Here is a 15105-nt window from a genome sequence, read left to right on the forward strand (position 1 = left end):
TTAAAGAGATTAAACATTCGAGGCATTTATAAAAATGTAAGTAAAACACTTCTTAGTTTTAAAAACTGTGGTATAATTGCCATTAAATGAACAATTTAGAAATGAGTTAAATAAGTTTAAAAATAACCCATAAAAAATGCTAGCGAGAATGAAAGGCTATCTTAGAGAGGATCTGACGTATGTTTGAAGTTTCCATTATTATGCCTGTATACAACGTGAAAGAACACCTAGTTAGAGCGATAAAATCAGCCTTAAATCAACAAGACATACTGACAGAAGTCATTCTTGTGAACGACGGATCAACCGACGGAAGTGCTGAAATTTGTGATGACTATGCCAAGCAAGAACCGCTCTTGGTTAAAGTGATTCACCAGGAGAATAAAGGCTCTGGACACGCGCGTAATGCGGGATTGGACCAGGCAGTAGGGAAATATATTTACTTTGCTGATCCGGATGATTACTTTGATAAACATTTGCTAAAAGATAATTGTCGACTGGCCAAAGAGATTAAACCTGAAATGGTTGTTTTTGGCTATACGCAAGAAAAGGCTGAAATTCCAAGTGACCGCGAAGTGAAGCTACCTAATTTTCCTCAATTAACGACGCAAGAGGAGTTTCGCAAACACTTTAATAACGTCTATCATTTTTCACCTTACGCTCTTTGGAATAAATTATATAAACGACGCTTTTTAAAAAAACACAACATTCGCTTCACTAAGCAAAAGACGGGACAGGATGCCTTGTTTAATATTGAGGTCTATAAACACCTATCGTCAGTCTCCGTTAACAGGAAAGCATTCTATCATTATGTCTCACACACAGGATCATCAGTGAATCGTTACCGGCCTGATCGTTATCTGATGGAAAATACTATCGCCCAAGCCTTTGAACAATTAATCAAAGAATGGAAGCAAGAGCAAACCTTTAATAAGTTAATTGCCCAAGAGTATTTCAACTCGGTTTATTTGGAAACGAACAATTTAGTTCATTCCGATTGTCCACTGACGAAACAGGAAAAAACCAAACGACTCAGTGACATTTGGGAACATGTTGGGATGGATAAAATCATCCCCTTTAAAAAGAATGACCCGAATCCTTTCCGACGCATCCTTTTAAGAAATTTTCAAAAGAGAAACTTTGATAATGTGCTCTTACTAATGAAGAGTCGCAATCAAATGGCAGATAAATATAGCAAAATATTTGGTAAAATTAATCGATTTTTTAAAAATTAAGTAAACTAAACAACAAACAAGGAGTCAACCGCTATGATGGAACAATTTAAACAGGCTTTATTTTATACAGCGATCGGGAAGTATTCCATTGTGGTGGTTCAATTACTTGTCCAGGCCGTCCTGTCACGCATACTGACACCAGCAGAATATGGCATCGTGGCAGCGGTCAATATATTTCTCGTTTTCTTTCAACTACTAGCAGATTTTGGCATTGGTCCGGCTGTTATTCAAAACAAGGATTTAAATAAGAAAGAATTGAATGACATCTTCTCATTCAGTCTCTACATAGCCTTTGGTCTAGCCATCGTATTTATTTTTCTAGGTTACCCGATGAGTCTCTTTTACGGCAATGACGTATTTATACCAATAAGCATGATCTTAGCCATCGCGGTCTTTTTCTACGGTATCTTAGTCGTTCCCCAATCCATTCTTTTAAGGGAAAAGAACTTTAGACTTGTCAATTTAACCACAGTCATTGGATCAGTTGTTTCTGGAGTAATTTCAATCGTTCTGGCACTCTTGAATTTCAGTTATTACGCAATTATCATAGGAAACACCGCACGAGCAGCGACGTTGTTTCTCGTTTTTTATATGAGAACAGATATCAAAATTAGATTTAAATTTAATTGGGCACCGCTTAAGAAAATCTTTGCCTTTTCAAGAAATCAATTTCTATTTAACTTCATTAATTACTTTTCAAGAAATTTGGATAACCTACTCATTGGACGTTATTTCTCATCAAGCGCATTGGCCTACTACGATAAAGCCTATCAAGTATCGCTTTATCCCAACCAAGTACTAACAAGTTTAGTAACGTCAGTCATTCACCCAATATTGTCAGACTATGAAGACGAAAAAGAACGGATTAAAAAAGTCTATCTGCGTATCTCAAACTTACTGGCGACCCTTGGCATGCCGCTATCCATTTTTTTATTTTTTACAGCAGAAGAAGTAATCCTCTTTCTCTTTGGTGGACAGTGGGACGGCAGTGTACAGGCCTTTCAAATTCTTGCCTTATCCGTCTGGCTCCAGATGATTCTCTCAAGCACAGGAGGCATTTTTCAATCAGCTAACCGAACGGATCTCTTGCTGCTTTCCGGTATTTTATCCACGGTATTTAATGTCGCAGGTATCGTTATCGGCATATCTATGGGTAAAATTGAATACGTCGCCGGTTTTTTAGTCCTGTCTTTCAGCTTGAACTTTTTGCAGGCGAATTATTTACTGATGATCAAGATGTTTAAAACGGATTTACTGGAATTTTAAAACGTTTTGCAAAAACCTCTGTATCTGGCATTGATGCAGGCAGCTGTTTTCTGGTTCTTACCGGAACTACCTTTAAATATTTTCTTCAGCCTCGTTGTCAAAGGGCTTATTTTCGTAGTCGTCTGGATCATCGGATTATTCCTTACAGGGGAATTCAAACGATTGAAACTGGAAATAGAACGGGCCCGAGGTACAGCACCTGATAATAACTAAGTGAAAGAAGGGAGCAAGACATTGTCAAAACCATTAGTATCTATTATCGTCCCAACCTATAATGTAGAAAAATATATAAAAGAGTGCATGGATTCATTGCTTGCTCAAACGTATCCAAACAAAGAAATTATTGTCCTTGATGATGCGTCGACGGATAAAACAGTGAGTCTACTAGAAGCCTACACCAATAAAATCGAACTAATTAAAAATATAGAAAATAAAGGGCAGGGAAGACGCCGGAACCAAGGCTTTAAACAGGCCAAAGGGAAGTACATCTATTTCATGGATGCGGATGATTGGTTGGAAAAAGTAGCCATCACTGCCCTAGTCGCACAAGCAGAAAAGACAAACGCAGAATTAGTACGCTTTAATGGAACGGTCTTTTACGAAGATGAACAAGCACAAATAAAAGAAGGTAATTATAATTTTTCAAAAACACTTACGCACAAAGAAGTCTACACAGGAGAGGCAGCTCTGGATAAAAATAGAAAAACATTTTCGCCATCCCCATGTTTATACTTAGTGAAGAAAGAATTGATTGATAAGCACAATGTATCATTTGTCGAAGGCGCCTTACATGAAGACGAATACTTCACCACACTTTTATTCGCACGCACCCAAAAAATGACGTATTTAAACAAAGACTACTATCATCGCCGCTACCGCACTGCCTCAACCATGACGGAAGAGACAGAAGAACATAAATTAAAGTCATTCGATTCGTACTTAAAGGTATTTAAAGCTCTTGATGAAGAACTAAGAAAATTCGATTACTCAAACACTCAGAAACAGTTTATTAAACGCCAATTGCTTTCTATTTACAACGGATTGATCCAAAGTGACATCCAGCTAGAAATGAAAAACCAATTAACAACATTAGAATGCATTACAATGAAGGATAAAGTGTTCTTAATCATGGCACGACTTAAGCAGCGATTCTTTAAATAAGGCTAAAAAGTGAATAAGAAACCACTTACCTTTACCAGATTATGACATTTCACTGAAAATCTATCGGTAGAGGTTCTTTTTATGGTAGAATAATCATTGATTGTTTTTGGAAACACAATACAAATATTTCATTTTATGCAGTAGGAGGAGATCCTTAGATGTCGAAATCTCATGGATTTGATCGAACAAAAAAAATTGTTATTGGTATATTGGATGTGATAATATATCATCTAGCTTTTTACTTTTCGTTTTTTATTAGATACCAGGGTGAAATCCCAACAATTAACTTTAGTGCTTACCAGAGTGCAAGTGTATTTATTTTTATTAGTTTTATTCTATTAAATATATTGTTCGGAATTTATGTATTTTATAATAAACAAATTGCTGATTTTTTATATCTCACAATAATCGTTCAATTGTTGATGTCATTTGTGATTATGGCAATGACTTTTGTAGGAAGATGGTTCGCTTTCCCACGAACAATCATATTAATTACATTCATAGTTAGCACACTTTTCTTATTTTGTTGGAGAATAGTAGTGTTTAAACTATACCAAGACATAGATGGTTCAAAACATGTAATGGTTGTAGGGAATGTTGAAGCATGTCAGAAAGCTATATATAATTTCAGCCACTCAAAAAATAAAAGGCATGTTATAAATTATGCTATAATAGATAACTATTATGAAAACATAAAAAAGTATATGTCGAATGTCGATATTATATATTTGGCAGGTTCAATAGAAGAGAGCGAGAAAATACGCATATACGAACTAGCAATATTTAACAATAAAAAACTTTTCCTCAATACAAGTTTTGAAAACCTAGTTTTAGTTAATCCTAACATTATGAGTATAGAAGATGAAAGTGTTATTGAAGCTTCAGATTTCTCAATATCACCAGAAGAAGATATTATTAAGCGGCTTATAGATTTTGTCACATCACTAATGCTACTGGTACTTTCGTTTCCGATAATGCTGGTCACTGCAGTTTTAATTAAACTTACTTCTAAAGGGCCTGTTTTCTATAAGCAAGTCAGGATAACTAAGGATCAAAAAGAGTTTAATATCCTTAAATTTAGAACGATGAGTGTGACAGCAGAACAAGAATCAGGACCAGTGTTGGCGTCTGCTCAAGACGCGAGAGTGACACCAATTGGAGAATATTTGAGATCACTAAGAATAGATGAATTGCCTCAACTCATAAATGTTTTAAAAGGGGACATGGCTCTTGTTGGACCGCGCCCTGAAAGACCTTTTTTTGTTGATCAATTCAAAGAGGAAAACCCTTATTACTATCTAAGACATAATATAAGAACAGGTATTACTGGATACGCACAGGTATATGGGAAATATGCAACAGACTTTAACAGCAAATTGAATTTTGATTTAGTCTATATAAAAAAATACTCTTTTATTCTAGATGTGAAAATTTTACTCCAAACCATAAAAATATTGTTTGATAAAATTTCCTCTCAAGGTGTTGATGAAAAAGTAGAATTATTTTTTCCAGAAGATGTAAAAGTATTAAAATAGAAATGAGCGATCAATATGACTCAAACGCTAGTGACAATAATAACACCTGTTTTTGATGCAGAGAAACACTTAAACGAAACAATAAAATCAGTACTAGACCAAACATATGAAAATTTTGAATATCTTTTGGTAGACGATTGCTCGAATGATGACAGCCAAAATATTGTAAAACAATATTCGGAAAAAGATTCTCGAGTAAAGCTGATTAGACTATCTAAAAATTCTGGTGCAGCTGTTGCTAGAAATAAAGGTTTAGAACAAGCAAAAGGATCGTTTATTGCATTTTTAGATAGTGATGATATTTGGTATCCAGAAAAGCTTTCTAAACAGATCGATTTTATGCATGAGAATGATTATGGGTTCACTTACACAAAATTTGAATTGATTAATGAAGATGGTAGTTTGAAAAAAGAAGCATCAAATCTTCCTCAAAAATTAAATTACTATTCTCTTTTAAAAAATACTGCCATTGCATGTAGTACGGTAATGATTAATAAGAAAAAGATTGGAGACTTTCGAATGCCTTTAGTGCGCAAAGGTCAGGATACGGCAACCTGGTTGAAAATTTTGAGAGATTATGAGTATGCTTTTCTTTTAAACGAAACTTTAAATCAATACAGAGCAGTAGAAGGGTCGCTATCCAGTAATAAAATACAAGCTCTTAAAAGAACATGGAATACGTATCGCAACCTAGAACAGTTGCCATTACTAAAGGCTATTTATTATTTTACTTTCTCAGTTGTTAATGCAGTATTAAGGCGCATTTAATCATTAAGGAGCAGATCTTAATCATGAATTATTTAGTCAAACGTTACACAAATATGAATAACTCATCGATTAAATCTATATTAAATGGTGTTATTTTAACTTTACTGTGTATATCTTTTACGACTTTTGATATGATGATTTCGCTTATTAGTTTAAGTGAGATAATTTTAGTTGGTTTATTACCGATTCTACTTTACAAAACCATTAGATATTTTAAATATTTAGAGTGGGGTGTGATCGGTAGCGTAGGTGTATTTATTTTATTAATTACAACTGTTCAGATCTTTTTTAATGAAAATTTCATGTTGAAGCCAGCAGTATATGGCAGTGCGAAAATTTTTTTTTACACACTAGTCTTTTTTTCTGGCTTTACTTTTATAAAAAAAGAAAAACTTACATTATCTCTCATAAAGATAAATAACATTAGCGCTATGATAGTAATAATAATTGGTATTTATATCAATATAGCAATTTACACTGATAAGTTACCATTTGAGTTTCTATGGACACTTCTAAGAACCGACGATAGCAGCTACTATTTTAGAGGAACTGAAAATCTCATTCGAATGAGAAGTATTTTTAACGAGCCCGCACACCTTGGTTTTTACTTAAATACCATTTTAGGTGTTAATCTATTTAATAGAATAAGAAATTCAAATATTTTAGTAAATAGTGTGTTGGTTTTAGGAGTTGTTTTAACTTTCTCATTTTCATCGCTGATTATAGTATTAATTAGCCTATTCATCTATACAATACAAAAAATCCATCGTAAAAAAAGTTTGCCCAAGCCCATCTACATGGTTTTTACAAGTCTTATGATTCTCATTGTATTCATATTTGCTGGTGATTGGTTAGAATTAAGTCTGGTAGATCGTTTACAGGATATTACTCAAGGTAAGGATAACTCCGCCATAGAGAGAATAATTGGAAGTTGGAAATATATAACGCTGGATAGTACCTTGATAGGTGTAGGAATAGGCAATGCCCCAACCCTTTTTAACAATTACGCTTATATATTAACAGAGATGGGATTTGTAGCTATAACGGGATTTGTAATAGTAACAGCAGTTATCTTTGTAAATAATTTCGGTTTAGGAATGCTCTTACTATTATTAAATTTTCAAAAAGGGGGTTACTTATCTGCGTCCTTTACACTATCGCTTTTATTTATTATGGTTGTCTTACAAAGAAATAAAGTTAAAGAAAATATCATAAACGAGGTGAAATGATGGTAGAAAAAATTAAGTATCTGGGAGTAATATTGCTCTCGCATTACTTACTGTATCCATTTTATTTAGATGCATTCAGTAATTCATTACAGCAGCTTTTAATTTTTGGGTCATTATTGATATATGCAATTATTAATAAAGAAATTTTTTCGACTCTATTCAAAGGCTTAAGAGAGAAAAAAATGTATTTCACTATAGCTATGCTGCTGTTTTCAATAATCCTACTTGCTTCATTTTTCATTCCCATAATATATCAAACGATGGATTTTTCTTACCTATCCTCACAAATTAGACACGTTTTTTATCTTCTAATGTATATTATATTACTGGCAATGATACGAATCAAAAAACCTGCACAGAATTTGAAAAACGAATTTATGAAACTATTTACTTTGGCGACACGAAACTATGTGGTATTTACAATGGTATTATTGGCTGTAGGACCATTTAGAGAGTTTTGGCTTAACTTCATCCACGAAACTCCCAGAAGATTAGAACTTTTAGAGATGCCTATATATTTTGCCCGTATAGGATGGGCGGGATATTCGGGCTTTAGTGTGACATTTTTTTGCACAATTGCTGTGTTATTTTCAATATATTTGATTTTACATACGTATGAACATCAAAAGAAAATTTCGATAAAAGAAGTTATAAATATGTTTTTTGCGTTAATTGGAAATGCTTTTTATGGTAGATCGGGACTTCTCGTTTCTCTAATCTTAATAATTATTGGGGCAGCTTACTTCGTATTTATAAATAGAAAAATTAAATACATTGTATATCTTGTATCTGCCATTGTGATTATTTTTATGCTTTTGACGATTATAAAAGAATTCAATTCAACCTTAGCTAGTTGGTACAGCTGGATGATGCAACCTTTCGTCAGTTTAATTGAATCGGGACGGATTGAGACGTCTTCGACAGATGCTTTGTGGGAAATGTGGTTTATACCTGATGATTCTACAATTTTATTTGGAGATGGTTTCTACACTAGTCCATTAAATGGGCGATACTACATGGGCACTGATGTTGGATTTTTAAGACCTTTACTTTTCTTTGGAAGTACCTTTATGACAACAATTTATATAGTGCCAGCAACTTTGAGTATAGGCATAGCATCAAAAAATCGCTTGAACAAATTCTTTGCATTTTTATCTTTAATTACATTATTTATATTTGAAATTAAGGCCGAAGTTGTATTTCTATTAATTCCTATCCTTATTATTTTATTTATCGGAGAATTTTCAAGTCGAGAGGATAAAGAAAACACGTACAAAAATAATAGATCATATAAAACTATTGTCACGGAGGGAATAGCTAGATGAATTACGCGTTAAGAGTACTGCATATTATGAGTAGTGATGGAGGAGGCATTTCTTCTTTCATAAAAAACAAAGCTATCGAATTAAAAAATAGCAATGTAAGATTTGATGTCTTGACTTATGATCCAGTTTCTAGTCAGTTTGAAGAAGCAATTCGATTGACTGGTGGGGATATTTTCTACATGTCAAATCCTAAAAAAGCGTCATTTGTCAGATTTATAAGAGAAGTAAATTCAGCCATGAACATAGATACAAAGCACACTATTGTTCATTCGCATATTCAAGGCTATCGGTTTATACCTTTTTACATGTTAGCCAAAAAAAATAACATAAAAAGAATTTTAGTACATGCACATACAGACCTAGATCCTATCCAAAATGATTCTATTGAAAGTAAACTAAATAGAATAATCAACGCAAATATTGGTGTATCGAGAGTTTCATGTGGAATTAAAGCTTCTAAAACAATTTTTGGTAAAAAAAAAGCAAGTAGTGGTACAATAATGCACATACCCAATAGTATTGCTATTGATCAATTTGTAAAGCAAGCAGATAAAAAGAAGCTTAAAGAAGAACTTTTCGGAGTAGGAAATTCGAATAAGAAGGTAATAGGAACTGTTGCACGATTTAATAAACAAAAAAATCATGAATTTATGGTATCTATTATAGAAGAACTTTCCAAAGAAAATGTGGATTTTCTTTGGGTGTTTGTCGGCGAAGGAGAACTTCTAGAATCGATTCAAGATAAAATTAAAAACTCCGATTTAGAAAAATTCGTACTCTTTATGGGGAAAAGAAATGACGTACCAGAATTATTAAAGGCCTTTGACTTATTTGCGCTCCCCTCATTATATGAAGGATTACCCACTGTTGCGATCGAGTCACAAGCAGCAGGAACCCCAATACTACTTTCTGATTCAATTACAACTGAATGCGATTTAGGTCTTGAACTTGTAGAATTTTTACCTCTGAAAACTAATGAGTGGGTGGATACAATACAAAGAGGCTCGATTTCTAGAGCAGAAAATAAGATTATAATCGAAAAACTAGAAGAAAAAAAGTTTACAAACGAACAGTCTGCTAAACTATATAAAGATTATTTAAATGGTGATATCAAATCTTATGAGATATAAATAGGATTGAAAGGAACGTTTATGAAAAATCTAATTAGTGTAATTATTACAACATACAAACGGGACCAAGAATATTTAAAAAGAGCGATTGATAGCGTATTAAATCAAACATATGAGCATACTGAACTAATTGTAATAGACGATAACGGATTAAATACAGAGTATCAAAAAAATGTATTTAACTTAATTGAGTCTTATTATAGCAATAATTCTATTAATTATTTTCCCAATGAAATAAATCAAGGGGCTCAAGTTTCTAGGAATAATGGTTTAAAAAAAGCAAGCGGGGACTACATCTCTTTTTTAGATGATGATGATGAATGGTTACCTGATAAGCTAAAAAAACAAATACTCTTGTTTGAAAATACGAAGAAAAAGAAACTAGGATTAGTATACTGTGATTATAATGTTATTACGGAATCACAAGAGGAAATCGACATAAAAAAAGTAAAAGTTCCAGAGTATGAAGATCAAACTGCATTCAGGGAATTATTACGAATTAACTATATTGCTTCAACGTCGTTTCCCCTGATAAAGAGAGAATGTTTCGAAAAAATAGGTGGTTTTGATACTACACTAGTGGCAAGCCAGGATTACGACATGTGGATACGTATAATGAAAAAGTATGAAATCAGTGCAATAAATGAACCATTAGTCAATTATTATAAGCATGATGAAGAAAGAATAACTTCCAACCCTGAGAAAAAAGAACATGCTGAAAAAGTATTTTTAAAGAAGCACTTCAATGATATAAGCAAAGACAGAAAGGCACTTGGTGAGAAATATAAAAAAATAGGTATTTACTTAATGAAACAGAATAAAAATAGTGAAGCCAGACAGTACTTTAAAAAAAGTATTTTAAACGAACCGATAGGGATCAGAGTTTATAAGTACTATATTCAAACAATTTATCAGTCTGTAGTATCTTAAAGCTAAGACTAGAAAGGAATAAGAAATGACTAAATTGTTATTAGAAATAAAAGACTTTTTTAAAAGCAATATGAAATTTATTATTTTGGGGACACTGATTACTGGCTTATTGTATACAACATTTACTGTTTTTAGAAATTCAGGAAACGGAACAAATAATAGTGAAACACAAGATGAGAATATAGAGGAACTGTACTCAGATGGTGCATACTTTAATTTCTATGTGGAAAATGAAGACGGATCAGCATTTAATAATACTTCTATTTTAGAACAGTTTCTTTTAATGGAAGATACACTTGAGAGCATATCTAATAATACGAATATTGATATCTTAAGCATGTTTCAGGAAGAGAGAAGATCCTCGTTCGAAAGAACGCCTGAAAATAGAGGTGTTCTTGGATTGACAAGAAATACTTATTCTAATCGTCTAAGTCTAATAGTACAAACTCCAAAGCAATCAGATAATTTGACGATTGCAAACTATATTTATGATATGATTCGAAACGATGAGATTCCTATCCTTGCAGATAAAGAAGTATATTTTTTCGAGACTCCTAGAAAACTTGATTCTGTGCTCGTTTCGGAAGAAGTTATGGAGGTAGAAAAAACTGAGAATTCTCTGATAAATATATTAATTAGTGCAATAACGAGTTTGTTATTTGGATTCGTTATATTTAGTGGTATTGCATTTTTAAGAGCTTTATTCAGCAATCAACTAAATTATTCATTTGCATACTTCAGAGAAGAAGATGATCAATTTGAAATTCTAGATAGAAGAGTTAATAATTTCGATGAAGTTAAACATATGGTATCCATTCCAGAAGTAGAAGAAAGAATCATTTTAAGTGAATTAGGCTCTGAAAGTGTTATAAAAAACAATGAAATATTACCACTAAACAATAATGCAATCAAAGTAAGATATCTAAATGATTTGGTAGACGTTAAACTTCAATCTTCTGCTGCGGAAGTGTTAGTAATAGTAGTGACCTCAAAAACAACAAGAAAGTGGTATCGTAAGCAACGTAAATTCTTAAAAGCTTATAATTTACCAGTGAAAGTATTACAAGTCAATGAAGCTTTATAAGAAAGAAGCGGGGAAAAATGAAAATTGGTATTGTTATTTTAAATTATCTCAACTGGGAAGATACTATCGAATGTGTTGAGTCTCTCCTCAAACAAACGCATGATCAATTAGAAATTGTCGTTGTTGATAATCATTCATGCAATGAATCGACAAACATACTCTATGAAAAATATGGAAGTCAAAAAAAATTTCATTTAATCGAAACTGATACTAATGTGGGTTTTGCAAAAGGTAATAATACGGGTATTGAGTATTGTAAGAAAGTGTTGAATATTAATAATATTTACGTTACAAATAATGATGTTGTCTTCACAGATAATAAATACTTTGAAAAGCTTTTAAAAATATCAATTACTGAGAATGTTGGAGCAATTGGAACTCGAATTAAAGGATCAGATGGAATTAATCAAAATCCCATTAAAGTACAAACTAATTTATATGCATTAATAAGACATTTTTTTGAGCCAATATTAAAAGAACTTGGTTTTTCTAAAGTCCTCACTTCAGGTCATAAGGCAGTACAGTTTATAAAACGAAAAGTTAGTTCTAAATCAAAAAATAGGAAAATTTCAAACAAAAATGTGACAACGACTAATCAAAATTATTTTCTTCACGGCTCTGCAATTTACTTCACCGATAACTATTTGAAGAATACAAGTGGGTTTTATCCAGATACATTTCTTTATTATGAAGAGAATATCTTGGCAATTATATTTGAAAAGTTGAATTTGCAAATGCTTTATATAGATGATTTAGAAATTTACCATAAAGAAGATCAGTCTATGGCTCTAAGCTTCAAGGATGTATCGAAATCAAAAAGACAACTCCAGCGTAAGAGTATTGTAATAGCAATTAGAGTTAAATTGAGTTCGATACAACGAATAGTGAAAAGATTTAAAACAGTAGAATATTCTTATAAAGAATATTAACAGAATGGAGCATGAGTAAATCATGTCAAGAAGTGAATTCAAGACAGGAATAATGTTTAGCGCAATGGGAAGATACGGAAAACTCGTTGTCAGAACAGGAGTTAACGCAGTACTCGCACGGTTACTAACACCCACAGACTATGGTGTAGTTGCTATCGTAAATATCTTTCTAGTCTTTTTCGATATGCTAGCTGACATGGGGTTTGGCCCTGCAGTTATTCAAAATAAAACTCTGGATAAAAAAGATATAAGTGTTATTTTTAGGTTTTCCCTATACGTAGCAGTAGCTTTAGGATTGCTATTTAGTGTTATGGGTCAACCGGTAAATATTTTTTATGGTGCTGATGTATATGTACCGATATTTATGGTTCTCGGTATAAACGTTTTTTTTTACGGTTTGATGGTTGTTCCAAGAGCCTTACTTTTAAAACAAAAAGATTTTAAAAGAGTTAATGTCGTAGAAATTATCGCTAGCGTAATAAATGGTGTAGTAGCTATTATTTTAGCTTTATTAGGCTTTTCTTACTACTCTATTATTATAGGACAAATTGTTCAAATAGTTATTACTTTTATAATGTATTATAGTTATACAAAGATATCGTTAGATCAAAAAGTTCGAAAAGAACCCATTACAAAAATTTGGAATTTTGCTAGAAACCAATTTGTATTTAATTTCATAAATTATTTTTCAAGAAACTTAGATAACATACTCATTGGGCGTTATATGAACGGGGCACAACTGGGTTTCTATAACAAATCTTACCAAATTTCCCTATACCCTAACCAGCTGTTAACTGGCATTATAACTCCAGTTGTGCAGCCAATCATGTCTCAATATCAAAATAATCTAACTGTTATAAAAGATACTTATCTCCGCATGGTCAGGTTACTTGCTAATTTAGGTATACCTCTATCTGTATTTTGTTTTTTTGCAGCAGATAATATCATATTCTTTTTATTTGGTGATCAGTGGGGACAGAGTATACCTGTTTTTCGAATCCTAGCTTTATCAATCTGGCAGCAGATGATTGCTAGCAGTACAGGAGCGTTCTATCAGTCAAGTAATCGAACTGACTTATTACTTTTATCAGGTATTCAATCAATGACTTTCAATGTTATAGGGATTATTTATGGAGTATATTTAGGAAGTATAGAATCAGTAGCAACTCTAGTAGTCATAACTTTCATTATTAACTTCATTTTTAATAATTATTTATTGATGTATAAAATATTTGATTCGAATTTTGCTGAATTGGTAAAAACTTTTATAAAGCCTATTATTTTAGGCATACTACAATTGAGTGTTTTCTATTTTATGCCAGATTTACCTTTTAACGTATTCATTAATCTTGTAATAGAAGGATCAACATTTATTATTGTATTGATAGTAGGACTATTGGTTACTGGACAGTTTAAAGAAATAAAACAATTAATTTTATAATTCGAAATATATTGTTGTTAAAGCAGTTATAAAAGTTATTTCTATTAACTTTTATAACTGCTTTGTAAGCGATGAATAGCTGAGTACCTACAAATAAAAATCGGACACCTCTATAATGAGAAATGTCCGAAGAGTATAATAGACTGAATGTCTAGCGACATTCCATCTGCACCTTTGGATTCCATGGCAAATAAGCCTCCAAAGGTGTATTTTTTCGATTTGGAAGGTAAGTTAATGTTATGTCCGTATAATTGTGTAAAATAGAAAAGGTCATATCAACCTTGGTACAATGTAGTTACCAGACAAACATTGAGAAAGGAAATTTGATATGACCCAACTAAATTTTAATATAAACTTCGAAGAATTAACAGAGGCTATTTTAAAAAGTGATATGAATAGCATGATGAAGTCGTTAGCTGTATTAGTCATGAATGCGTACATGGAGACTGAAAGAGACGAACATATTAAGGCAAAACAATACGAAAGAAGCGAAGCGCGTCTTGATTCACGTAATGGTTATTATTCTCGTGGGTATACCCTATCTATTGGAAAGTTGAAACTAAATGTTCCCCGTACCCGTTCAGGAGAATTTTCTACTTACCTGTTTGAACGATATAAACGCATGGACCAATCCCTGGTCTTAAGCATGACCGAAGCAGTTATTAACGGTGTATCAACACGAAAAGTCACAAATATAGTTGAACAACTTTGTGGTGAAATGGTTTCAAAATCATTTGTGTCTTCCATTATGAAGAAGATAGATCCAGAGATTGATGCTTTCCAACAACGTAGTTTAACAGAACATACCTACAGGTATGTTTACGTTGATGCCATGTATATTAAAGTAAGAGAAGATCATAAAGTCGTCAGTAAAGCCGTTTATATCGCTCAAGGTGTCAATGAGAATAACAGACGAGAAATTATTGGTTTTAAGGTCGCAAATAGCGAATCAAAAGTAACCTGGATGTCTTTTTTTCGAGAGTTAAGAGAACGTGGTTTGACAACGCCAGATATGATTATTTCGGATGCTCACGCTGGTCTGAAAGCAGCTATAAAAGAAGTATTCGTTGGAACG

General features: G+C 32.5%; 14 protein-coding genes. All 14 read left to right on the top strand.

The genetic code is table 11. The annotated features are described in order from the left end of the window. Nucleotides 1-179 precede the first annotated feature (179 nt). On the top strand, nt 180-1232 hold the full coding sequence (locus BMX83_RS01810; RefSeq protein WP_091632477.1) for a glycosyltransferase family 2 protein: 1053 nt from the start codon (nt 180-182) through the stop codon (nt 1230-1232). A gap of 33 nt (nt 1233-1265) precedes the next feature. Beyond that, nucleotides 1266-2498, top strand: coding sequence for a lipopolysaccharide biosynthesis protein (locus BMX83_RS01815; RefSeq protein ID WP_245746610.1), 1233 nt, complete (start codon nt 1266-1268; stop codon nt 2496-2498). Nucleotides 2499-2504: 6 nt separating this feature from the next. Beyond that, nucleotides 2505-2711, top strand: a complete 207-nt coding sequence (locus BMX83_RS11035; protein WP_245746611.1) for a hypothetical protein — start codon at nt 2505-2507, stop codon at nt 2709-2711. Between the two features lie 21 nt (nt 2712-2732). After that, nucleotides 2733-3659, top strand: a complete 927-nt coding sequence (locus BMX83_RS01820) for a glycosyltransferase family 2 protein (RefSeq protein ID WP_177170455.1) — start codon at nt 2733-2735, stop codon at nt 3657-3659. A 158-nt stretch (nt 3660-3817) separates the two neighbouring features. Continuing rightward, on the top strand, nt 3818-5194 hold the full coding sequence (locus BMX83_RS01825) for a sugar transferase (protein ID WP_091632482.1): 1377 nt from the start codon (nt 3818-3820) through the stop codon (nt 5192-5194). A 15-nt stretch (nt 5195-5209) separates the two neighbouring features. Beyond that, nucleotides 5210-5962, top strand: coding sequence for a glycosyltransferase family 2 protein (locus BMX83_RS01830; protein ID WP_091632484.1), 753 nt, complete (start codon nt 5210-5212; stop codon nt 5960-5962). 23 nt (nt 5963-5985) lie between these two features. Then, nucleotides 5986-7191, top strand: coding sequence for a hypothetical protein (locus tag BMX83_RS01835; protein WP_091632487.1), 1206 nt, complete (start codon nt 5986-5988; stop codon nt 7189-7191). Beyond that, nucleotides 7191-8516, top strand: coding sequence for a hypothetical protein (locus BMX83_RS01840; protein ID WP_091632490.1), 1326 nt, complete (start codon nt 7191-7193; stop codon nt 8514-8516). The genes BMX83_RS01835 and BMX83_RS01840 overlap by 1 nt, the downstream gene beginning before the upstream one ends. 26 nt (nt 8517-8542) lie before the next feature. Beyond that, nucleotides 8543-9646 carry a glycosyltransferase gene (locus BMX83_RS01845; protein WP_177170456.1) on the top strand — a complete coding sequence of 368 codons (1104 nt, stop codon included), beginning with the start codon at nt 8543-8545 and terminating at the stop codon, nt 9644-9646. A 21-nt stretch (nt 9647-9667) separates the two neighbouring features. Then, entirely contained in the window at nt 9668-10576 is a 909-nt protein-coding gene (locus tag BMX83_RS01850; protein WP_091632496.1) for a glycosyltransferase, read from the top strand. Between the two features lie 25 nt (nt 10577-10601). Then, nucleotides 10602-11660 carry a hypothetical protein gene (locus tag BMX83_RS01855; RefSeq protein WP_091632499.1) on the top strand — a complete coding sequence of 353 codons (1059 nt, stop codon included), beginning with the start codon at nt 10602-10604 and terminating at the stop codon, nt 11658-11660. 17 nt (nt 11661-11677) lie between these two features. Next, nucleotides 11678-12589 carry a glycosyltransferase gene (locus tag BMX83_RS01860; protein ID WP_091632501.1) on the top strand — a complete coding sequence of 304 codons (912 nt, stop codon included), beginning with the start codon at nt 11678-11680 and terminating at the stop codon, nt 12587-12589. Between the two features lie 22 nt (nt 12590-12611). After that, nucleotides 12612-14030, top strand: a complete 1419-nt coding sequence (locus BMX83_RS01865) for a lipopolysaccharide biosynthesis protein (protein WP_091632504.1) — start codon at nt 12612-12614, stop codon at nt 14028-14030. A gap of 328 nt (nt 14031-14358) precedes the next feature. Beyond that, on the top strand, nt 14359-15105 hold a 747-nt coding region (locus BMX83_RS01870), incomplete at its 3' end, for an IS256 family transposase (RefSeq protein ID WP_143059468.1).

The sequence above is a fragment of the Alkalibacterium gilvum genome (genome assembly GCF_900109085.1).
Taxonomy (GTDB): Bacteria; Bacillota; Bacilli; order Lactobacillales; family Carnobacteriaceae_A; genus Alkalibacterium; species Alkalibacterium gilvum.

Coding starts and splice junctions, on each gene's coding strand:
- BMX83_RS01810 (WP_091632477.1), top strand. CDS start 180: ATGTTTGAAGTTTCCATTATTATGCCTGTATACAACGTGAAAGAACAC.
- BMX83_RS01815 (WP_245746610.1), top strand. CDS start 1,266: ATGATGGAACAATTTAAACAGGCTTTATTTTATACAGCGATCGGGAAG.
- BMX83_RS01825 (WP_091632482.1), top strand. CDS start 3,818: ATGTCGAAATCTCATGGATTTGATCGAACAAAAAAAATTGTTATTGGT.
- BMX83_RS01830 (WP_091632484.1), top strand. CDS start 5,210: ATGACTCAAACGCTAGTGACAATAATAACACCTGTTTTTGATGCAGAG.
- BMX83_RS01835 (WP_091632487.1), top strand. CDS start 5,986: ATGAATTATTTAGTCAAACGTTACACAAATATGAATAACTCATCGATT.
- BMX83_RS01840 (WP_091632490.1), top strand. CDS start 7,191: ATGGTAGAAAAAATTAAGTATCTGGGAGTAATATTGCTCTCGCATTAC.
- BMX83_RS01845 (WP_177170456.1), top strand. CDS start 8,543: ATGAGTAGTGATGGAGGAGGCATTTCTTCTTTCATAAAAAACAAAGCT.
- BMX83_RS01850 (WP_091632496.1), top strand. CDS start 9,668: ATGAAAAATCTAATTAGTGTAATTATTACAACATACAAACGGGACCAA.
- BMX83_RS01855 (WP_091632499.1), top strand. CDS start 10,602: ATGACTAAATTGTTATTAGAAATAAAAGACTTTTTTAAAAGCAATATG.
- BMX83_RS01860 (WP_091632501.1), top strand. CDS start 11,678: ATGAAAATTGGTATTGTTATTTTAAATTATCTCAACTGGGAAGATACT.
- BMX83_RS01865 (WP_091632504.1), top strand. CDS start 12,612: ATGTCAAGAAGTGAATTCAAGACAGGAATAATGTTTAGCGCAATGGGA.